12 protein-coding genes are annotated in these 22,176 nt (G+C 67.8%); 10 read left to right on the forward strand and 2 right to left on the reverse strand.

The annotated features are described in order from the left end of the window. Positions 1-14: 14 nt before the first annotated feature. Positions 15-2,873 carry a phosphoenolpyruvate carboxylase gene (gene ppc, locus M6D93_RS04935; protein WP_249773247.1) on the reverse strand — a complete coding sequence of 953 codons (2,859 nt, stop codon included), beginning with the start codon at positions 2,871-2,873 and terminating at the stop codon, positions 15-17. 340 nt (positions 2,874-3,213) lie between these two features. On the opposite strand from ppc, the gene M6D93_RS04940 reads away from it, so the two are divergent. The 10 genes from M6D93_RS04940 (at position 3,214) to M6D93_RS04985 (ending at position 21,088) form a co-directional block, all read left to right on the forward strand. After that, the gene (locus tag M6D93_RS04940) at positions 3,214-4,878 is read left to right on the forward strand and encodes a sugar transferase (RefSeq protein ID WP_249773248.1); all 1,665 of its coding nucleotides are present in this window, start codon (positions 3,214-3,216) and stop codon (positions 4,876-4,878) included. 88 nt (positions 4,879-4,966) lie between these two features. Further along, positions 4,967-6,112: a DUF1972 domain-containing protein gene (locus tag M6D93_RS04945; RefSeq protein WP_347343522.1), complete on the forward strand. Its 1,146-nt coding sequence runs from the start codon at positions 4,967-4,969 to the stop codon at positions 6,110-6,112. After that, positions 6,109-6,882, forward strand: a complete 774-nt coding sequence (locus M6D93_RS04950; RefSeq protein WP_249773250.1) for a CDP-alcohol phosphatidyltransferase family protein — start codon at positions 6,109-6,111, stop codon at positions 6,880-6,882. The genes M6D93_RS04945 and M6D93_RS04950 overlap by 4 nt, the downstream gene beginning before the upstream one ends. Before the next feature lie 195 nt (positions 6,883-7,077). Then, complete coding sequence (locus M6D93_RS04955; protein ID WP_249773251.1) at positions 7,078-7,815, forward strand: hypothetical protein; 738 nt, start codon at positions 7,078-7,080, stop codon at positions 7,813-7,815. 14 nt (positions 7,816-7,829) lie between these two features. Further along, positions 7,830-13,970, forward strand: coding sequence for a PKD domain-containing protein (locus tag M6D93_RS04960; RefSeq protein ID WP_249773252.1), 6,141 nt, complete (start codon positions 7,830-7,832; stop codon positions 13,968-13,970). Between the two features lie 189 nt (positions 13,971-14,159). Continuing rightward, a complete protein-coding gene (locus M6D93_RS04965; RefSeq protein WP_249773253.1) occupies positions 14,160-16,325 on the forward strand; it encodes a glycosyltransferase in 2,166 nt (721 codons plus the stop codon). After that, positions 16,322-17,320, forward strand: coding sequence for a glycosyltransferase family 2 protein (locus M6D93_RS04970; RefSeq protein ID WP_249773254.1), 999 nt, complete (start codon positions 16,322-16,324; stop codon positions 17,318-17,320). The genes M6D93_RS04965 and M6D93_RS04970 overlap by 4 nt, the downstream gene beginning before the upstream one ends. Next, the gene (locus M6D93_RS04975) at positions 17,317-18,393 is read left to right on the forward strand and encodes a polysaccharide pyruvyl transferase family protein (RefSeq protein ID WP_249773255.1); all 1,077 of its coding nucleotides are present in this window, start codon (positions 17,317-17,319) and stop codon (positions 18,391-18,393) included. Before M6D93_RS04970 ends, M6D93_RS04975 begins: the two co-directional genes overlap by 4 nt. Then, positions 18,372-19,847, forward strand: a complete 1,476-nt coding sequence (locus tag M6D93_RS04980; RefSeq protein WP_249773256.1) for a lipopolysaccharide biosynthesis protein — start codon at positions 18,372-18,374, stop codon at positions 19,845-19,847. Before M6D93_RS04975 ends, M6D93_RS04980 begins: the two co-directional genes overlap by 22 nt. Beyond that, positions 19,844-21,088 carry a Coenzyme F420 hydrogenase/dehydrogenase, beta subunit C-terminal domain gene (locus tag M6D93_RS04985; protein ID WP_249773257.1) on the forward strand — a complete coding sequence of 415 codons (1,245 nt, stop codon included), beginning with the start codon at positions 19,844-19,846 and terminating at the stop codon, positions 21,086-21,088. The genes M6D93_RS04980 and M6D93_RS04985 overlap by 4 nt, the downstream gene beginning before the upstream one ends. On the opposite strand, the gene M6D93_RS04990 is transcribed toward M6D93_RS04985, so the two are convergent. After that, the gene (locus M6D93_RS04990; protein WP_249773258.1) at positions 21,036-22,169 is read right to left on the reverse strand and encodes a glycosyltransferase family protein; all 1,134 of its coding nucleotides are present in this window, start codon (positions 22,167-22,169) and stop codon (positions 21,036-21,038) included. The genes M6D93_RS04985 and M6D93_RS04990 overlap by 53 nt on opposite strands. Positions 22,170-22,176: the final 7 nt, after the last annotated feature.

Below are 22,176 nucleotides of genomic sequence, written 5' to 3' on the forward strand. Positions count from 1 at the left end.
GTGCGCAACGGCGATCAGCCGGTGTTGCGCAGCCCCGCCGCGACTCCGTTGATGGTGAGCAGGAGTGCTCGCTGAAGTTCGGCGATCTCGTCACCGATCTCCGGCTGCGCGTTCGGAGCGGCCGCCGTGGTCTGCGCGGTGAGCGTCCGCACGCGGCTGAGCAGGTCCACCTGGGCGTAGGAGATGGGATCGAGGTAGGCGTCACGTACGGAGAACGTCCGCTTCAGCGCGGGCTGATTCTCCAGCAGCTCTTTCTCTCCGGTAATGCGCAGCACTTCCTCCACGGTGCGTGCATGCTCGGTTTTCACCTTTTCGAAAAGGGGTTGTAGCCGCTCGGGGACCAGCGAGGCGACGTACAACGAAGCAATCTGCAGATCCGTCTTGGCCAGGGTCATCTCGACGTTGGAGATGAACGTGCGGAAGAAGTGCCATTCGGCCAGCATCTGCGAGAGTGCGTCGGCGAAGCCGGCTTGCCGGGCGGCCTGCAGTCCGGATCCGACGCCGTACCAGCCCGGCACGATCTGGCGGGACTGGGTCCAGCCGAACACCCACGGGATCGCGCGCAGGCCGGTGAGGCCGCCACCGGACGACGGCCGACGGGACGGGCGGGAGCCGATGTTGAGCGAACCCAGCTGTTCGACCGGAGTCGAGGTCAGGAAGTACTCGGGCAGGCCGGGATCGTCGATGAAGCGGCGGTAGGCGGTGAAGGCAGCATCGCTGACCACCTCCATGGTTCGGTCCCAGTTGGCCAGCTGCTCGTGGCCCTGACGCGGGGAGACGTGCAGCGCGGACGCCTGCAGCACGGCCGCGACGGTGAGCTCCAGATTCTCCCGGCCCAGGTCGGGCAGGGAGTACTTGTCGCTGATCACCTCGCCCTGTTCGGTGAACTTGATCTCTCCGGCCAGTACCCCCCACGGCTGAGCCAGGATCGAATCGTAGGTCGGTCCACCCCCACGGCCCACCGTCCCACCGCGACCGTGGAACAGGCGCAGCCGGACGCCGTGCCGAGCGGCGACGTCGCGCAAGGTCCGCTGGGTCTTGTGAATTTCCCACTGGGACGTGGTGATGCCGGCGTCCTTGTTGGAGTCGGAGTACCCGAGCATCACTTCCTGGACGTCGCCACGCAGTCGCACGATCAAGCGGTAGGTCGGGTCGGAAAGGAGATCGTCGAGCACCTGCCCGCTCTTGCGCAGCTCGTCGACGGTCTCCAGCAGCGGGACGAATCCGATCCGGGCCACCGGAGTGTCGGGCGTGCCCGCCGAACCGGTGCCGTGGACGTCGACCAGGCCGGCCTCGCGGGCGAGTACGACCGCGGCGAGGACATCGTCGGCGCCCATCGTCATCGAGATGATGTAGCTCTCGATGGCGTCCGAACCGTAGGTGTCCAGCGCTCGACGGATCTCGGTGAACACCGCGAAGGTCCGGGCCGCCTCGTCGTCCAAGGGCGGCGGCGTCTGCGCCAGTGGTCTGCGCGAGGCGATCTCCTTGGAAAGCAAGCGGGTTCGGTAGTCGCGGGGCAGGTCGGCGTACAGCCACGTCTCCTCGACCAGCCGATCGACCAACTGCCCGACCGCGTGATGATGCGCCTCGGCGTGCTCGCGAATGTCCATGGTCGCCAGGTGCAATCCGTACACCGACACGGTGCGCTCGGCGCGGGACAGCAACCCGTCGGCGATCAGGCTTCCGGCGTTCTCGCGCAGGGATCGGCCCAGCAGGGCAAGCTCGGCCAGCAGTTGGCCACGGCCCAGGTAGTCCCGGCCGGGTACATGGGGGGTTTCGTGGTCGACCCGGGCTTCGGTGTTGAGGATCTTCTGCCGGATGCAGGACAGCTTGAGCCGGTAGGGCTCGGTTGCGTTCACCGTCAGCAGGCGCGCATCGAGTTCGGGGAGCGCCGCGATGTCGGCGTCGATCGATTCGATGAGTGCGGGCGAAACGCCGACGACGGAGGACGAGGAGGACAGCTCGGCGATGAGGTTGTCGATCGACCCGCGGGCGGCCCGAGCCGCGACATGGTGCTGCATGCGCAATACGTCGCGCGTGACCTCAGCGGTGACATTGGGGTTTCCGTCCCGGTCTCCGCCGATCCAGGTGCCGAAGGTGAGTGGACGCGCGTCGGGCGCGAGCACGGCGCCATGGCGCTTCAACTCCGCGGCCAGGTCGACCATCAGGTCCGGAAGAGTCTCTGAAATGAGTTCCTGCAGGTAGTACACGGCATTTCTGGCCTCGTCGACCGGCGTCGGACGGTGCTGACGCAGCTCGTCGGTCTGCCAGATCAGGTCGATGATCTCGGCCAGTTCTCGATCCTGGCGCTCGCGCTGACTCGATCCGGGCTCAGTCGGATTGGCGAGGACGTCGGCGAGGCGGCGTAGTTTGCTCAGCACCGATCGACGGCTGGCCTCGGTCGGGTGGGCGGTGAAAACGGGACGGACGGCCAGTTCAGCCACCGCTCGGGTCAGTGCGTCGGCGCCGTCGGTCTGGGCGACCGCGGTGACGGACTTGGCCAACCAGCCCTCGGTCGCGGGGCGTTCGGCCAGACTGCGCACGCGGTGGACCTGCTCGGCGACGTTGGCCAGGTGGAAGTACGCGGAGAACGCACGGACCAACGCCGCCGCGGTGTCGAGCGGAAGGCCGGCCAGTAGTGCCCGGACATCGGTCCGCGCTTGCTCGCGGGCCTGCGGATCCTCGGCATCCTTGCTGTACTTGGTCAGCCTGCGGACCTCTTCGACGAGGTCCAGCAGGTCCTGGCCGTGCTGGCGGACGAGCGTGTCGCCAAGCAGTTCGCCAACCCGTCGGACATCGCGTCTCAGCGCGGCGTCGTCGTCTGGATGCAGAGAGTCAGCGACAGCGTCTTCTAGTGCTGTGGGGTCCGTCACGGGTCAATCCTTGCGCATGTCCGCATAGTGAGACGAGCGGAGGCGTTACCGGGCTGTTAAGGCGGATTTGGTGACTCTCTGAAAACGGTCAATCACCCTCTGGCTCCAAGTGGCCTCGGATGAGGAATTCACCTGGAAAATAAGGGAATTTAGCGCTTCCCAAACGTCGGCCTCACCGGCTATAAACATAGGGGTCAGAACGTGAACGGGGGGCCACGGGATGTCGACGGATTCCCCCTATCGCGTTTAACGGGGGGTCGTGCGGGCGTTAGAGGTCCGGGCGACGATACGGGGGAATCCCGCTCCGCGGCTTCGGCCGTTGAGCACAATCGGGGGAAGTATGTCCACGGGTGGCTTCATCGCCGCTGGTGGGGAGGTCGGCGAAGTGCCCGGTGCCACACTGGGCCTCGCCGAATCCTCGCCGTCAGCCGCATCAACGCAGACTCACACACCAGCACGTCCTACACAGCAGCGCCACCACGTCCGAGTTGGACGCCGCGCTCGCACCGGCGTCAACCGCAATGCCGAGATCGTCGCCGACATTCGGCGTTTCGAGCCCACGCCTCGACCGCCCAAGCGTCATGCCCAGTGGTTCAGCCAGTATCAGCGGGCCCTGGTCGTGCTCGACTTCCTCGCCGCGTCGTTGGCGGTATCGCTGTCGTTCCTGTTCCGCTTCGGTGCGGACGCGACGACGGCCAACGGACGTTTCTACAGTGCGCTGGCCGCCCTCACGCCACTGGCGTGGGTATTACTCGTCGCTGTCAACCGCGCCTATGAGGACCGCTTCGTCGGTGTCGGCTCCGCCGAGTTCTCACGGGTCTTCCAAGCGTTCCTGCATCTGACCGCGCTCATCGCGTTCACCTCCTTCGTCACCAAGGCCGACCTGGCCCGCGGTTTCGTGCTGATCGCGCTCCCACTGGCCCTGATCTTCGACCTGCTGGTTCGCTACGGCGCCCGTAAGTGGCTGCACCGGCAGCGCGCCCGGGGGATGGCCCTGACTTCGGTGCTCGTGGTCGGCGATGCCGCCGCGATCGAGTCCTTCACGACGATGGTGCGACGGGACCAGTACGCGGGCCTACGCGTCGTCGGCGCCTGCGTGCCCGACGAAGTGGTCATGGAACTCGGCACCGTGGAGACGCTGGCCGCCCTCGAGGTGCCACTGCTCGGCGACGTGGACTCCGTTCGCTCGGCCGTACAGCGCAGCAAGGCCGACACGGTGGCCGTCGTTTCCTCCGGGGTGGTGGGTCCGGAGAAGCTTCGTTGGATTTCCTGGCAGCTCGAGGGCACCGCGACCGACCTGGTCGTCTCGCCGGGCCTCACCGAGGTGGCGGGCCCGCGCCTGCACATCCGGCCCGTTGCGGGCCTGCCGCTGTTGCACGTCGAGGAACCGGAGTTCACCGGTTTCCGGCGGGTCATGAAGGGCATGTTCGATCGCAGCGTCGCCGCCGTGGCCCTGCTGCTGCTGTCGCCGCTGTTCATCGCGCTGGCGATCTCGGTCCGCCGCAACAGTCGTGGACCGGCCCTCTTCCGCCAGGTGCGCGTCGGCCGTGAGGGTTCGACGTTCGAGATGATCAAGTTCCGTTCGATGTACGTCGACGCCGAGGAGCGCCTGGCCGACCTGGTCGGGCAGAGCGATCACGGTGAGGGCGTGCTGTTCAAGATGAAGGACGACCCTCGGGTGACCTCGGTGGGACGGTTCCTGCGCAAGTACTCCCTCGATGAACTACCTCAGCTCATCAACGTCCTCAACGGCACCATGTCGCTCGTCGGCCCCCGCCCTCCACTGCCCCGGGAGGTCGCCCGCTACGAGGACCACGTCCACCGTCGCCTGCTGGTCAAGCCCGGGGTGACGGGCCTGTGGCAGGTCAGCGGTCGAAGTGACTTGAGCTGGGAGGAGTCCGTAAGGTTGGATCTGCGTTATGTGGAGAACTGGTCATTGAGCGAGGATCTGATGATCCTGTGGAAGACCGCTCGAGCAGTGACGGCCGGTTCAGGCGCTTACTAGCGCGGGAGAGGCGGTTTTACGAAGCCGCTGATCCACCACGACGTTCCGGTTCAACGCCGCGGTCAGTCCGCGGGCACCAAGGGGCACGATGTACATCTCAATGGTTGGTACCCGTGGGGTGCCTGCCCGTTATGGCGGATTCGAAACATGCGTGGAGGAGGTCGGCCGCCGGCTCGTAGCGCGGGGACACCAGGTACGGGTCTACTGCCGCGGTGAGGCCGAGGTCGGCCCGGAATACCTGGGCATGGAGTTGGTCCACCTCCCCGCGATGCGCAAGAAGTCGCTGGAGACGCTCAGTCACACGGGCCTGTCTGTGCGGCACCTCCTCGCGCACCGCACCGACGTGGCCCTGGTCTTCAACGCCGCGAACGCCCCGTTCCTGCCGCTGCTGCGAGCTCGCCGGATCCCCGTCGCCACCCACGTGGACGGCCTGGAGTGGAAGCGTGCCAAGTGGGGCGGCAACGGCCGGCGGTACTACCGGGGCGCGGAGGCGCTGTCGGTCCGGTGGTCTGACGCCTTGATCGCCGACGCGCAGGGCATCGCCGACTACTACACCCAGGAATTCGCCGCCCCGACGGAGCTCATCGCCTACGGGGCACCGCTCCTGACCGGTCTCGGTTCGGACCGCCTGGCCGAGCAGGGCCTTGTCGCCGGCGGGTACCACCTCGTGGTGGCCCGGTTCGAGCCGGAGAACCACGTGGCCGAGATCGTCGAGGGCTACGTCGCCAGTGCTGCTCGGCTCCCACTCGTGGTGGTCGGTTCGGCGCCCTACGCCGATGACTACACAGCCCGGATCACCGGTCTGGCCGACGATCGCGTTCGTCTGCTGGGCGGCATCTGGGACCAGGAGCTGCTCGATCAGCTCTACGCCAACAGCTTGACCTACCTGCACGGGCACTCGGTCGGAGGGACGAACCCGTCCCTGCTGCGCGCCATCGGCGCCGGCGCCCCGACGATCGCTTTCGATGTCTCCTTCAACCGGGAGGTCCTCGGCGAGGCCGGTCAGTTCTTCGCCGACCCCGCTGGTGTCGCGGTGGCTGTCGACCAGGCCGAGGCGGACCCAGCGGCGGCTGCGGTGCGCGGCAAGGCTCTGCAGGCTCGGGCAGCCGATTACGACTGGGACGATGTCGCGGCCCGTTACGAGCGGTTGTGCCAACGGCTGGCAGACCGGGAGTTCCCACGTCGACGGCCCTCGGGACGTCGTCGGGACGAGACCGCCGGGGCCCTCCGATGAGCATCGACGACCGGCCGGCCGCCGACGGGCGAATCGGCCCGGAACGCAGCTACCGCGACGTGGTCGCAGCCCTGGCCGCAGCCCAGAAACCGGCCAAGGGTGCGCCCGCGTACTCGCGGTTCATCAACCGCAAGCTGGGTCGCTATCTTGCGGCGGCCGGGTACAAGGCCGGACGCACCCCGAACCAGATCACGGCGATCAGCGCCATGTTCTCCTTCACCGGGATTGCGGTACTGGCCCTGGTCCGGCCCCAGATCTGGACCGGTGTCCTCATCGCCGTCTGCCTCGTCCTGGGCTACGCCTTCGATGCCGCCGACGGGCAGCTCGCGCGACTTCGGGGCGGCGGCAGCAAGGCAGGGGAGTGGCTGGACCACATCGTCGACTCGGCCAAGATTTCCGGCCTGCATCTGGCGGTGCTGATCAGCTGTTACCGGTTCTTCGGCTTTCATCGGCCGGCCTGGTTGCTCGTTCCGGTCGCCTTCACGCTCGTGGCCAACGTGAGCTTCTTCGGCATGCTCCTCAACGATTTCATCCGACGCGAGGTCGGCGCCCGCCGCGGCCGGCCGGTCGAGCAGGGCGCTCCATCCACCTTGAGATCCGCCCTGGTGATTCCCACCGATTACGGCGTCTTGTGCCTTGCGTTCCTGCTTCTGGGCTGGCACCACGCCTTCTTCGGGGTGTACGCCGTGCTCGGTGCGGCAAGTGCCGGATATCTACTGTTAGCCAGTGTCAAATGGTTCCGGGATATGTCCGCGCTCGACAATGCGTAATTCCCCGATCGCAGAGAGTGATAATTTCGATTACAGCGCGTGACATTTGTCGTCACGCTGAGGAATCACGCTATTACGTAAGGTGAAACTTAACACGGGGCTAGCGCGAGAGCGATTTCTCGTATAGGTTCTGTGTCAACTCGCCATCACTAATTAGTGCGGCGTTCATCGGGGGATGATTCGGGGGAATCAGTTGTGGGCAGTACTTCTACCCACGTTCACGGTCGTAAGCAGCACGGCCAGACGTTGACAGCAGGCGCCACTCGGCTCCGTCTGGTCTCAGGGACCGTTCTCGGCGCCCTGGTCCTGACCGGTGCCCTCTCAGCCTGCAGCGGTTCGCACAAGAATGCAGCCGGCTCGACCGGCGCAACCACCGCCGGTGCACAGAGCAGCAGCTCGACCGGCGCAACCACCGCCGGCGCATCCAGGACGGGCACGGCCTCGGCCAGCTCGTCCGCAAGCGCCACGGTGTCCACCGCGCCCGGTACGAAGGTCACGTCGGGCTCGGTCAACCAGACCGTCCCCGCCAAGTCGCTGGAGACCAAGTCCGCGGTGAGCCTGTCCAGCCCGGCCAACTTCGGCAATGGGGTCACGGCCAAGGTGTCGGAGGTCAAGACCATCACCGCCAAGGCCCAGGGGCCCGGTGAGGTCAGCGGTCCGGCCACCGAGTTCGTGCTCAGCATGACCAACGGCACCAACAAGACGCTGGATCTGAGCAGTGTCACCGTCACCGTGCTCGACAAGGCCGGTACGCCGTTCCAACAGATGATCGGCAGCCCGTCCAAGCCACTGTCCGGCCATGCGGCTGCGGGCGCTTCTGCTCGTGGCACCTATGTGTTCGCGCAGCCGGCTTCGTTCAAGAATCCGATCACCATCTCTTTCAACTACTCCGTCGAAGCGCCTGTCGTGCTCTTCACGGGCAATGCTCAGTGAACCGGGGGACTCTAATGCGCATTGTCAATGTCAGGTCCAAGCGGGTGATCGCCATCGCGGCGGTGCTCGGCTTGGCTACGAGCACGGTCACCGCGCTGGCGATCAGCGCGGGTGCGGCCGGGGCGGCGGTGTCGCCGATCGCGGATCGCTCTGCTTCCACGGTCACGGCCGACGCGCTGCCCACCGCGCAGATCGACGGCGTCGTCTGGTCGCAGGCGGTCGTCGGTAACACCGTCTACGTCGGCGGCCAGTTCACCACCGCCCGGCCCTACGGCTCGGCGGCCGGGGTCAACACGGTCAGCCGCAGCAACCTGATGGCCTATGACCTCACTACCGGCGTCATGACCTCGTGGAACCCGGGCACCAACGGTGTCGTGAAGTCGGTCAAGGCTTCCCCGGACGGCACCCGCGTCTACGTCGCCGGCAACTTCACCACCGCCGGTGGCGCCAACCGCTACCGCATCGCCGCCTTCGACACCGCGACCGGCAGTCTGGTGAGCAGCTTCGCACCGGTGCTCTCGACCCAGGCCAACGCGCTCGCGGTGACGAACTCCACCGTCTACGTCGGCGGCCTGTTCACCTCGGCGACCGGCGCGGTCCAGCGCAATCACGTGGCGGCCTTCAGCGCCGGCAACGGCGCGCTGCTGCCCTGGAACCCCAACGCCGACAGCAACATCAACGCGATGGTCATCTCGCCGGTCGGCAACAAGCTCATCATCGGCGGTTCCTTCCAGAACGTCGGAGGCCTGCCCGCCTACGGCCTGGCCGCCGTCGACGACACCACCGGTGCCCTGCAGGCCTGGAACGCCACGACCGCGTCCCCCAACCCGGTTCGTGACGCCGGCCCGCAGGCCGCCATCGAAAGCCTGACCACCGACGGCACCGCGATCTACGGAACCGGCTACGTCTTCGGTTCCGGCGGCAACCTCGAGGGCACGTTCTCGGCCGACCCGACGACCGGCAACCTCAACTGGATCGAGGACTGCCACGGCGACACCTACGACGCCTACGCCTTCGCCGGCACGGTCTACACCGTGAGCCACGCGCACTACTGTGGCAACATCGGCGGCTTCCCGCAGAGCGACCCGTGGTCGGTCAACCAGAAGCACGCGCTGGCCTTCACCACGCAGGCGACCGGCACCATCGGCAACGACCCGCTCGGCTACTACAACTTCGCCGGCTCACCGAGCCCGTCGCTGGTCAACTGGTTCCCGGACTTCTACACCGGCAGCTACACCGGTCAGGGCCAGGCCGCCTGGACCGTCACCGGTAATGACAAGTACGTAGTCATGGGTGGCGAGTTCCCCGGCGTCAACGGGGCGGCCCAGCAGGGTCTCGTCCGGTTCGCCGTCAAGTCGATCGCGCCGAACGCGCAGAAGCCCCGGGTCACCGGTGCCGCTTTCGTGCCGACGCTGACCTCGTTCTCCGCGGGCACCGTCCGGGTCACCTGGCAGTCCAACTGGGACCGTGACGACAAGACCCTCACGTACAAGGTCATCCGTGACAACAACACGGCCAACCCGGTCTACACGGTGACGGCGGATTCGGAGTACTGGAACCGACCTAACCTCGGGTTCATCGACTCCGGTGTGACTCCCGGATCCACCCACACCTACCGGGTCTCGGCCACCGACGGCTCCAACAACACGGTCACCGGCGACAACGTCTCGGTGACGGTGTCGACCGCCAACAGCAGCGCGACGGCCTACTCGGCCGACGTCAAGGCCGACGGTGCCCAGCACTTCTGGCCGCTGAACGAGAGCGCCGGCACCTCGACCAGCTACGACTACATCGGCTTCGACGACCTGACCACCAACAGCGGCGTGACCCGTACCTCGGGCAGCCCTGTCACCGGTGACAGCGGCACGGCCTCCACCTTCGACGGCAACACGGGTCTGGCCGTCGACCCGGTGGCCGTGACCGGCCCCCAGACCTTCTCCATCGAGGCCTGGTTCAACACGACCAGCAGCACCGGTGGAAAGATCGTGGGCTTCGGTAACGCCTCGTCCGGCTTGTCCAGCAGCTACGACCGTCACATCTTCATGGACGGCAGCGGCAAGGTGTACTTCGGTGTCTACAACAACAACACCAGCACCGTGGCCAGCTCACCGGGCTTCAACGACGGCAAGTGGCACCACGTGGTGGGTACCTTCACGAACACGGGCCTGACCCTGTACCTGGACGGCAAGAAGATCGGCACCAACGGCGCCACCTTCGCCCAGGACTACAGCGGCTACTGGCGTATCGGTGGTGACAACTCCTGGGGCGGTGACCAGTACTACGACGGTCAGGTTGCAGACGTCTCCATCTACCCGACCGTGCTGACCAAGGCCCAGGTGCAGAAGCACTACGTCGACGCCGGCTACAGCCTGCCGGGCAGCACCTCGCCGTCGGACAAGTACGGCAAGGCCGTCTACAGCGACTCGCCCGACATCTACTACCGCATGGACGACGCGGCCGGCACCCCGGCTCAGGACGTTTCCGGCAACAACAACAACGGCACCTACTACGGCAACGAGACCTACGGCGTGACCAGCCCGGTCACCGGCGCCGGCGGCAAGGCCGTGACCTTCCCCGGCACCGACAGCAGCAACCTCGCCTCGGGCCTGATCTCGGACCCGAAGTCCTACACCGAGGAGCTGTGGTTCAAGACGACCACCACCAACGGTGGCAAGCTGATCGGCTTCGGCGCCTCGCCCACCGGTAACAGCGGTGGTTACGACCGCCACGTCTACATGGACGGGGACGGCCGACTGAACTTCGGTACCTGGACCGGCCAGACCAACATCGCCACCTCGGCGAACAACGGGTACAACGACGGCGCGTGGCACTACCTGGTCGCCACGCAGGGCAGCGACGGCATGAAGCTCTACGTCGACGACGTCCTGGTGGGCACCAACGGCCAGACCAACAACCAGGACTACGACGGCTACTGGCGCGTCGGCGGCGACACGGCCTGGAACGGCACCAGCTGGTTCCAGGGCACGGTGGACGAGGTCGCGATCTACGGCGGGGTCCTGACCCAGTCGCAGATCGACGCCCACTTCGCGGCGGCGTCGCTGATCAACCACGCGCCGACGGCAGTCTTCACGGCCACCCCGACGAACCTGTCGGTCGCCTTCGACGGCTCGGCGTCCAGTGACCCGGACGGCGCGCTCGCCAGCTACTCGTGGGACTTCGGTGACGGCACCGGCAGCACCGCCGTCAGCCCGACCCACGCCTACGCGGCAAGTGGCACCTACACGGCGAAGCTGACGGTCACCGACGGTGGTGGCCTGACCAACACGGTGAGCCATGACGTCACCGTGCTGGCCGCCAACGTCCCGCCGACGGCCGCCTTCACGGCGACGCCGACCGGACTGAGCGCAGCCTTCGACGCCAGCGCCTCCCACGACTCGGACGGCTCGATCGTGAGCTACTCCTGGTCCTACGGCGATGGTTCCAGCGACACCGGCGTGACCCCGAACCACACCTACGCCACCTCGGGCACCTACACCGTCACGCTGACGGTGACCGATGACCGCGGCGGAGTGGACACGGTCAGCCACGACGTGGTCGTCAAGGCGCCGAACGTGCTGCCGACCGCAGCCTTCGCCGCAACTCCGAGCAAGCTGGTCGGTTCCTTCGACGCCTCCGCCTCGACGGACTCCGACGGCACCATCAGCAGCTACGCCTGGAACTTCGGTGACGGATCGGCCGTCCAGACGCTGACGACCAAGACGACCTCGCACAGCTACGCCACTACCGGTACCTACACGGTCACGCTGGTGGTCACGGACAACGACGGTGGTACCGCCACCGTCAGCCACAGCATCGTGATCACCGGAAACCAGGCTCCGACGCCGGCGTTCACCTCGTCCACCAACGGCCTGGCGGCATCGTTCAACGGCACCGGGTCCTCCGACGCCGACGGCACGATCGCCACCTATGACTGGGACTTCGGTGACGGCAGCGCTCATGGCTCCGTGGTCAGCCCGTCGCACACCTACGCAGCGGGCGGTACCTACACGGTCGTTCTGACGGTGACCGACAACGACGGCACAGCCGCGTCGGTGAGCCACCAGGTCACCGTGACCGCTCCGAACGTTCCGCCGACCGCTTCCTTCACGGCCACCCCGACGAACCTGTCGGTCGCCCTGGACGGAACCGCGTCAACGGACACTGACGGCACCATCGCCAGCTACGACTGGGACTTCGGTGACAACAGCACCCACGGCACCGGCAGCACCGTGTCGCACACCTACGTCAACGCCGGTACCTACACGGTCAAGCTGACCGTGACCGACGACAAGGGCGCGGCAACCAGCACGACGAAGTCGGTGACGGTGACCGCCCCGGCGGGTACCGGAACGGTGTACGCCAGCGATGCCTTCGGCCGCACCTCCAGCAGCGGCTGGGGCACGGCGGACGTCGGCGGTCCCTGGACGATCGGCGGAACGGCGAGCAACTTCACCGTGGGCAATGGCACGGCCTCGGCCAAGGTGACGGCGGCCGGTTCCGGACCGATCGCCAGCCTGGCTTCGGTCTCCGCGGCGGATGTCGACGTCACTGTCGACACCTCCATGGACAAGGCGGCGACCGGCACCGGTGGGGCCTACGTCAACCTGCTGGTTCGTCGTACGGCCACGGCCGACTACCGGATCAAGGAGCACTTCCTGGCCGGCGGCGGTCTGCAGCTGGTGATCACCAAGGTCGTGTCCGGCACCGAGACCATCCTGAAGAGCTACACGATCCCGGGGGCCAGCTACACCCCGGGCGACATGTACCGCTTCCACGCCACCGCGACGGGTGCCAACCCGACGACGCTGACCGCGACGCTCTTCAAGACGGGTACGACCGAACCGGCCACCCAGATCTCGGTCACGGACGGCACGTCGGGTCTGCAGGCAGCTGGCGGCTTCGGCATCCAGTCCTACCTGTCGGCCAGCTCCACCAACGCACCTGTGGTCTTCGGCTACGACAACCTGCGGGTTGTCGCGCCGGGGACCCCGGTGGGGACCAACAACCCGCCGACCGCGGCCTTCACGTCCGCGGCCAACGGGTTGACGGTGGGCTTCGACGCAGGCACGTCAACGGACTCGGACGGCACCATCGCCAGTTACGACTGGGACTTCGGTGACGGTACGACGCACGCAACGACCAAGGCCCCGTCGCACACCTACGCCAACGCCGGTACCTACTCGGTCAAGCTGACCGTGACCGACAACGGCGGTGCGACGAACTCCATCACCAAGTCCCTCACGGTGACCGCTCCGGCGGCCAACCAGCCTCCGGTCGCGGCGTTCACGTCCTCGACCAACGGTCTGGTTGCCAGCTTCGACGGCAGCACCTCCACCGACGACGGCACGATCACCGGTTACGACTGGAACTTCGGTGACAACACCGCCCACGGCACCGCGATCAACCCGTCGCACACCTACGCCAGTGCCGGGACCTACTCGGTGACCCTGACGGTGACCGACAACGGAAACCTGACGAACGCGATCACCAAGTCCGTCACGGTGACCGCGGCCGGTGCCCAGGTCTTCGCCTCCGACGCCTTCACCCGCACAGTCGCCAACGGCTGGGGTACGGCTGACCAGGGTGGTGCCTGGACGGTGGCTACGGCCTCGCTGTACAACGTCAACGGATCGGCCGCGACGATGGCGATGAAGACCGCCGGGTCGGGTCCGACCGCGTACCTGAACAGCGTTTCCCAGCAGGACGCCGTCCTCGCCGTCGATGCATCACTCGACAGCGCGGCGACCGGCGGCGGCACCTACGTCAACCTGGTGCTGCGCCACTCGGGCACGACCGATTACCGGGTCAAGGCCCGCTTCGTGGCCGGCGGCAGTGTTCAGATGCTCGTCACGAAGGTCGTGGCCGGCGTCGAGACCACACTGAAGTCGCTCACGGTGAGCGGGGTGACCTACACCGCCGGTGATGTGTACCGGATCAAGGCGACGGTCTCGGGCAACGGCACCACCACCCTGTCCGGCAAGATCTGGAAGGCGGGCACTGCTGAGCCTGCCCTCGCCCAGATCTCGACCACCGACACCGAGGCCAGCCTGCAGCGCGCCGGCTCGTTCGGCCTGCAGTCCTACCTGTCGGGTTCGGCCACCACCCTGCCGGTGACGGCGAAGTACGACAACCTTTCGGTGACCGCCCTGCAGTAAGCAGTCAGAAGTACGCACCACGTTCGGAGCTCGCCCGGTCGTTGCCCAGGTACTCGGCAACGACCGGGCGGCTCCATTTGAAGAACGAGTTAATGTATTCGTAAAGTATTGCTGCCCGCGCGGGTGCCTCGATGGAGGACGATTACCGGCAGCGTGCTTGCAAACCCGAAACGTGGATTGAGAGGGACGATGTCCGAGCCCGGTCTGGACGGCGGAGCGCCTTCCGTCGACAGAACCCAGCGGCTGGCGATCGTGGTGGTCAACTACGGCGCACACGCGCTTCTGGCGGCCAACCTGGCCGGCATGCCCTTCGACCGAGCGAGCACCGACGTCGTGGTCGTCGACAACTTCGTCTCCGCCGACGAACGCGCGGCGGCGCAGGACTTGGCCCGGACGCACGGTTGGCTGCTGGTGGCCCAGGACGGCAACCCGGGTTTCGGCGCCGGTGTCAACGCCGGGATCGCGGCGGCCACCGCCCGGTGCGCGGCGTTCCTCATCCTCAATCCCGACGCCCGGATCGAGGCGGATGTCGCGGCCGCGCTGCACCGCGAGGTCCTGGATGCTCCGCTGACCATGGTCAGCCCGCAGGTTCAGACCGCGGCCGGTGCGGTCGAGTACAACGGATCGAGCTTCAACCTGGCCGACGGACGGATTCGCAGCCTGCTGCCCCGCGACGCCGCGACGCCGGACCGGGTCCGGCTCGACGCGGCCGGGGGTGTGGTCGAGCCCGGTTGGCAGGGCTGGCTGCCCGGGGCCTGCCTGATGCTGCACGAACAACTCCTCGAGCGCGCCGGCGGCTTCGACGAGTCCCTCTTCCTGTACTGGGAGGATGTCGAACTGAGCTACCGGGTCGAGGCGGCCGGCGGTCGTCTCCTGCTGCGCCGCGACCTGGTCGCCGTCCACGACGAAGGCGGTACCCAGCAGCGCTCCGGCCGAGCCAAGTCCGGCCTGTACTACCGCTACAACTGCCGAAACCGGCTGGCCTTCGCCGCCGGCGCACTGCCCCGCCGCGAGGTCGCGCGCTGGCTGGTGCGCACGCCCGCGGTCAGCTGGGAGATCCTGCTGCGTGGCGGCCGCCGGCAGCTGGTGCACTCGCCGCGTCCCCTGCTGGCCGCTGTCCGAGGATCGCTGTCGGGAGCACGGCTCGCCCTGCGGACCGTCCTGACCGGCTACCGACCCGTCCCGGCGTCCACGAAGCGCCCGGCGGTCTTGATCGCCCACCCCGGAGCGGAGCTCTACGGTTCTGACCGGGTCATGCTCGAGACGGTCAGTGCCCTGACCGATTCCGGTTGTGCGGTCACGGTCGCGCTGCCGTCCGCCGGCCCGCTCGTGGCCGAGATCGAGCAGCGCGGCGGTCAGGTGGTCCAGTGCCGGATGCCGGTCGTCCGAAAGTCCGCGCTGCGCCCGCGGGGTTTTCTCGCCTTGCTGGCCGACGCGGTCATCGGTCTGATCCCGGCGGTTCGTCTCATTCGCCGCCACGGCCGCGCGGCGGTCTATGTCAGCACCATCACGGTTCCGTCCTGGCTCATCCTGGGCCGGTTGCTGGGTCGCCGAGTCGTCTGCCACGTCCACGAAGCCGAGCGTTCAGCGCCTCGGCCGGTCCGGATGCTGCTCGCAGCGCCCGCGCTGGCCGCGTCCCGGCTGGTGGTAAACAGCCAGTTCAGTCTGGATGTGCTGGTCTCGGCAATCCCGCGGCTGGCCGGTCGCTCGGTGGTCGTCTACAACGGCGTCATCGGCCCGCAGCAGCTCGTGCCGGCCCGTGAGGACCTGCTCGGTGGCCCGAGGCTGTTGTTCATCGGGCGGCTCTCGCCACGCAAGGGACCGCAGGTGGCGCTGGCGGCTCTGGCTGAGCTGGCCCGCCGCGGGCATGAGGCGCACCTGGTGTTGCTCGGCTCGGTCTTTCGTGGCTACGAGTGGTTCGAGACCGACTTGCGGACGACCGTGCAGACCCAGGGTCTGAGCGATCGGGTCCGATTCGCAGGCTTCGAGCAGGACGTCTGGCCGCTGATCGCCGACTCCGACATCGTGCTGGTGCCCTCCGTGGCCGACGAGCCCTTCGGCAACACCGCGGTCGAAGCGGTGCTAGCGGCCCGTCCGCTGCTCGTCAGCGCGACCAGCGGGCTGATGGAGGCGGCGGCCGGCTATACCTCCGCGCGCGCCCTGGACCCCGCTGCGCCGGCGAGTTGGGCCGACGCCGTGGAGGCGATGGTCGCGGACTGGTCCGCATTGCGCGGGGCCGCCCTGGCCGACGCGGCCGTGGCCGAGGAACGGCATTCGCTCAAGCGCTACCGGGACGAGCTCAACCGCGTCCTGCTCGCCGACGACCAGACCTGGCAGAGCGGGCGGCAGACGTGAGCGAGCTCGTGCCCGAGCGGCTGACCATCGCGGTGCTGACCTACCGCCGCGAGCAGGACATCGCCGAGGCCTTGCCGCTGCTGCTGGCTCAGGCCGAGGACGTCAGCCACGACCCGGACCTCGGTGTGATCGCCCAGGTGCTCGTCGTCGACAACGATCCGCTGGCCAGCGCACGAGAGGCCGTCGGCGAGTTCGCTTCGCACCGACTCCGTTACGTCTGCGAGCCGCTGCCGGGTATCGCCAACGCTCGCAACCGGGCCCTGGCCGAAGCCGCCGATGCGCGGTTCCTGGTCTTCATCGACGATGACGAACGCCCGCACGAGCACTGGCTGGCCCGGTTGCTGAAGACGCGTGCCGAGGCCGGTGCGGCGGTCGTCGCCGGGGCCGTCGAGTCGGAGTTCGACGCACCGCTGCCGCCGTGGATCGCCGCGGGCGACTTCTTCCGCCGCCGCCGACTTCCCACCGGCACTGCCATCCACGTCGCGGCGACCAACAACCTCCTGCTCGACCTGGATGTGGTGCGCGCCGCCGGGCTGGACTTCGACGTCGATTTCGGGCTGAGCGGGGGCGAGGACACGCTGTTCACGCGCACGCTCGCCGCACGCGGTGAGCGCATGGTGTGGTGCAACGAGGCTCTCGTGACCGACCGGGTCCCCGTGGAACGGTTGACGCGTCATTGGGTGCTGGCGCGCGCGTTCAGTAGTGGGAACTCGGTGACCCGGGTCGCGCTGCGCCTGGCCGAGGGCCCTCGGCAACGCTGGCAGGCTCGGCTGCGGGGTCTGGGGCTCGGTTTGCCGCGGACCGTCGCCGGTATCGCGCAGGCCGGTCTCGGCTACGCGTTGCGCTCGCCGCGCCACCAGGCCCGCGGGCTCAGAACGGCAGCGCGTGGCGCGGGCATGGTCATGGGCAGCGTCGGGCATGTTTATCAGGAATACCGGCGCGAGGACGGCTCTCCGCGGGAAACGGGACACGGGAAGAGGACGACCGCGGCATGAAGGTTCTGGTCTTGTGGGGTGAGGCGAACTCCTCCAACCTCGGGGTGCAGGCGCTGGGCGCGGGAACGGCGGCGCTGGTGCGCCGGGTGTGGCCCGAGGCCGACGTGCGCTTCCAGAGCTATGGCCCCGGCGACGCGCCCAGCCGGATCGGCGACCCCAAGCGGCTGGCCAGGGCCTACCTCGATCGCAACAGCGAGCTACGTGACTGGATGCGCACCTTCGATCTGGTCGTCGACACCCGTGCCGGTGACAGTTTCGCCGAGATCTACGGCCTGCACCGGCTGACGACCATGACCGCCGCGACGGAATTCGCCCACCGCATGAAGGTGCCCGTCGTGATCGGGCCCCAGACCATCGGACCGTTCTCCAGCCGACGCGGCCGACTGCTGGCCAGGCGATCGTTGAAGACCGCGTCCGCCGTGCTCACCCGCGATCAACTCAGTTACGACTGCGCCGTCGAATTGGGCCGGCGTCCCGACGCGCTGACCACCGATGTCGTCTTCGCCGTGGACGTGCCGGTGGCCGATCGCACGCGCGATGTCCTGTTCAACGTCTCCGGCCTGCTCTGGCAGGACAACCCGCACGTTGACGCCGCGGCCTACCGCCGGACGGTCATCGAGCTCTGCCGGGAGCTGACCAGCGCCGGGCGCCGGATCTCCCTGCTGGCCCACGTGCTGGCCTCGGAGGTCGCCGACAACGACATCCCCGCCATCGAGGCGGTGCGGGCGGAACTGGACCACGACCTCGAGGTGCTCGTCCCGCAATCGCTGTCCGACGTCCGGAGCATGCTGGCGACCGGCAACGTCGTCATCGGGTCCCGGATGCATGCTTGTCTCAACGGCATCTCGGTCGGCACGCCGGCCGTCCCGTTGGCCTATTCGCGCAAGTTCAAACCGCTGCTGGACGGTATCGGGTGGGACAACACCGTCGATCTGCGCACGGACCCCGATCCCGCGACGGCCGTACTGGCCGCACTGGACGCTCCCGACCTGGACAAGCGCGCGGACCTGGCTCGCGAGCGGGCTCAAGAATTGCTAGGACGGGCCGAGGAATGTCTGAAGTCGGTTCGCTGACCGCCCCGCCGGACAAGCTCGGCCGCCGCACCGCGCGCGGCGCGCTGGTCACCCTCGGCGGGCAACTGTCGCAGGTTCTGCTGCAGATGACCGCGGTCATCGCACTGGCCCGGCTGCTCAGTCCGCACGACTACGGCCTGTACGCCATGGTGTTGGTGATCGCCGGGATCGGTGAGATCTTCCGCGACTTCGGTCTGTCCTCGGCCGCGATCCAGGCCAAGCAGCTCTCCGACGCCGAGCGCAGCAACCTGTTCTGGATCAACGCCGGTATCGGTGCGCTGCTCACCGCGATCGTTTTTCTCAGCGCGCCGCTGGTCGCCGCGCTGTTCTCCGAGCACCAGCTGGTCCCGATCGCCCGGGTGCTGTCGGTGATCTTCCTGATCAACGGGTGCACCACCCAGTTACGGGCCAACCTCAACCGGAACATGCGCTTTGGAATGCTCACCGTGGCCGACCTGGCCGCCCAGGTCGTCAACGTCACGGTAGCCATCACGTGCGCCGCCCTCGGCGCGCACTACTGGGCGCTCGTGGGATCGCAGATCGCTCAGGTCGCGACCGTTCTGGTGCTGGTGACGATCTTCGGCCGGTGGATTCCCGGCGGCTACACCCGGGGCATCCCGATGGGCCGCTTCCTGCGCTTCGGCGGCAATTTCGTCGCGACCCAGCTGGTGAACTACGTCAGCAACAACGTCGACTCGCTCACGATCGGGTTGCGGTTCGGCACGACCCCACTGGGCATCTACAACCGCGCCTTCCAGCTGCTGATGAATCCGCTCAACCAGTTCCGTACTCCGGCGACGACGGTGGCGCTCCCGGTCCTGTCGCGTCTGCAGGACGACCCGGTGCGCGCCGGCGATTACATCCGTCGGGGCCAGATCGCCTTCGGCTACACAGTCGTGGCCGGACTGGCCTTCGTCGTGGGTGCGGCCGCTCCGCTGGTCGACTTCCTGCTGGGCAGCAAGTGGCACGAGGTCCCGACGATCCTCGCCCTGCTGGCGGTCGCGGGAGCTTTCCAGATGTTGTCCTTCGTCGGGTACTGGATCTATCTCAGCCGCGGGCTGACCCGGGACCTGTTCCGCTACACGCTGATCTCCTTCGCCATCAAGGTCACCTGCATCCTCGTGGGCAGCACCTGGGGCCTGAAGGGGGTCGCGGCGGGATACGCCATCGCCCCGGCGATCTCCTGGCCGATCTCTTTGTGGTGGCTCAGCAGCCGTACCCCCATACCGACCAGAGCGCTGCTGGTCGGAGCCGGCCGAATCCTGACCTGCGCCGGTGCCGCCGCGCTTGCCACCTTCCTCGCCTCATCGATGCTGGCCCATTCGGCCGACCTGCTGCGCCTTGTCGCGGGATTGCTGGCCTGTATCGCCGTCTATGCGCTCGCCGCGGTCGTGAAGCCGGTACGGGCCGACCTGGCCACCGTTGTCGAATTCGGGAAGAAGGTCTTTTCGTGACGCGCGACCGGAGCACGGACGATGTCGCGACGGCGATCGCCGAGGTCGTGGCCAACGGCAACTGCTCTGGCTGCGGCGGCTGTGCCGCCCTGTTCCCCGAGGTCCGGATGGCCGAGGACGACCGGGGCTTCCAGCGTCCGGTCGTGAGCGCGGCCCCGCGCACACCAGAGGCGGTCGCGCGTTTCCGGCGCGTCTGCCCGGGCGCCGCCGTGATCGCCGAACCACGGGCCGGACGGAAACACGACGACACCGTGGGCGATTACGTCTCGGTGTGGGCAGCGTGGTCGACCGATGACGCACTGCGCTTCGCGGGCAGCAGCGGCGGTGTGATCAGCGCGCTCAACGCCTGGCTCCTCGAGACGAACCAGCAGGCAGCGGTGGTCGGAGCGGCCGCCGATCCGCAGCGACCGGTGACGACATCGGTGTCGATCCAGCGCAGCTACGACGACGTGCTGCGCGCGGCCGGATCCCGCTACGCCCCGGTGGCGATGACCGAAGCGTTCGACGCCGATCAAGCCGGGAGCGTCTTCGTGGGCAAGCCGTGCGAGACCTACGCCGCGCGCCAGCTGTCCCGCGTCCGGGCCGAGGACACGGGCGCACGTTCGGACGGGCAACCGCCGCCCCTGCTGCTGTCCTTCTTCTGCGCGGGCACACCCTCTCAGCACGCCACCCGGTCGCTGGTCGCCACTCTCGGCGTCGACCCCGAGACGGTCACCTCGCTGCGTTACCGGGGCAACGGCTGGCCGGGTCGGTTCGCGGTGGCCGACGCCTCCGGTGCACAGGCCGCGATCAGCTACGACGAGTCCTGGGGCAAACATCTGGGTCGGCAGATCCAGTCTCGCTGCCGAATCTGCCCGGACGGAACCGGTGGGCACGCCGACATCGCGGTCGGTGACTACTGGGAGACCGACGCCAGCGGCTACCCGGTCTTCGACGACGCGCCCGGAACTTCGGTGGCGATCGCCCGCACGCAACGGGGCCACGACCTGCTGCTGGCCGCCCAGCAGGCAGGGGTGCTGGCGTTGCAAGAGATCACCGCGGCCAGTGTGGCCGCCATCCAGCCACTGCAGACCGTTCGTCGCGCAACCCTGCTGGGACGGGTGATCGGGCGACGGCTCGGGGGATATCGGGTGCCGCGGTATCGCGGTTATCAGTTGCTGTCGCTGGGATTTCGCAATCCCCGGCGTTCTATCGAGTTCCTCCGTGGGACGCGGCATCGGGCGCGGACGGAGCGTCGGTGACCTCCCGGCGGCGCGAGGTTAAGCACAGTCGCAGCGCCTGGCGATAGGCGAGCAGGTGCGCCGAGCCGGACCGGTCCCAGTCACGGGCCCCCAGATCGGGACGGCCCTCCAGGCCGCTGACTGCCTTCAGCGCGGTGTGCAGATCCGCCGTCGTCAACTCGCCGGCGAACCGCTGAACCCAACCGTCGCCCACCTCCGCGGCGAGCAGCCGGTTGACCTCGTTGTCCACGATCAGCACGGGACGATCCAGTGACAGTGCCATCAGCGCGCCTCCGGAGTTGTGCATCAGGGGCGCCGGGTAAACCACCAGGGCCGCCTCTCCGATCACGGCGACCAGCTCGGCGTCGCTGAGAAAGCGGAATCGAAGCTCCACCCTCGGATCGTCGGCCGCGGACTGGCGCAATTCGAGCTCGAGCTCAGCCGAGGAAGGGCGGCCGGCGACCACCAGGCTCTGCCCACCGTCGGCGCCCGCGCCCGCATCGGCGCCGGCTCCGGCCAGACCGCGGAACGCCGTGACGAGGTGCTCAACGCCCTTGTAGCGTCGGATCAAACCGACGAAGGCCACCCGCCCGGGCGTGGAGGCCGGCTCGCGCTGTTCGGCGAACCAATCCCGGTAGTGACCGTGCGGGATCATGACGGCCGCCTGGTCGGCTCGCAGCGGGCTCACCGGGTTGAGGGTGATCCACAGGGTGGTCCAGCGCTCGGCCCAGCGCAGCAGAGCGGTCTCTCGTCGGGAGATCCCCGTGGGCAGGTCGACATTGTGCAACGTTCTGACCAACGGCGTCCGGGTGATTCGCAAGCGCAACAGCAGCAGGACGAACAGGACCTGCCGGACCACCATCTTCGCGGGGCTCTGGCCCGAGACGAGAATCTCCGGCCAGTGAACGTGGAACAGGTCGTAGCGCCCGAGCAACGCACGGCGCCAGGTGAAGGTCTCGACCGTGAGCTCCCCGGTAGCGGTGAGGGATTGGGCCAGCATGATCAGGTAGGGGTTCGTGGTCGGTCGTGGGGTGGGAAAGGACTGCAGCACCACCAGCCGCGGCTCGCCCCGGTCCGGAGACCGCTGGATCCGTTCGGTCATGGCCTCC

Source organism: Jatrophihabitans telluris (assembly GCF_023516435.1).
Classification (GTDB): Bacteria; Actinomycetota; Actinomycetes; order Mycobacteriales; family Jatrophihabitantaceae; genus Jatrophihabitans_A; species Jatrophihabitans_A telluris.

Bases quoted from the DNA above. Each gene is read 5' to 3' on its own strand.
- M6D93_RS04940 (WP_249773248.1), top strand. From the start codon at position 3,214: ATGTCCACGGGTGGCTTCATCGCCGCTGGTGGGGAGGTCGGCGAAGTG.
- M6D93_RS04945 (WP_347343522.1), top strand. From the start codon at position 4,967: ATGTACATCTCAATGGTTGGTACCCGTGGGGTGCCTGCCCGTTATGGC.
- M6D93_RS04950 (WP_249773250.1), top strand. From the start codon at position 6,109: ATGAGCATCGACGACCGGCCGGCCGCCGACGGGCGAATCGGCCCGGAA.
- M6D93_RS04960 (WP_249773252.1), top strand. From the start codon at position 7,830: ATGCGCATTGTCAATGTCAGGTCCAAGCGGGTGATCGCCATCGCGGCG.
- M6D93_RS04965 (WP_249773253.1), top strand. From the start codon at position 14,160: ATGTCCGAGCCCGGTCTGGACGGCGGAGCGCCTTCCGTCGACAGAACC.
- M6D93_RS04975 (WP_249773255.1), top strand. From the start codon at position 17,317: ATGAAGGTTCTGGTCTTGTGGGGTGAGGCGAACTCCTCCAACCTCGGG.
- M6D93_RS04980 (WP_249773256.1), top strand. From the start codon at position 18,372: ATGTCTGAAGTCGGTTCGCTGACCGCCCCGCCGGACAAGCTCGGCCGC.
- M6D93_RS04990 (WP_249773258.1), bottom strand. From the start codon at position 22,169: ATGACCGAACGGATCCAGCGGTCTCCGGACCGGGGCGAGCCGCGGCTG.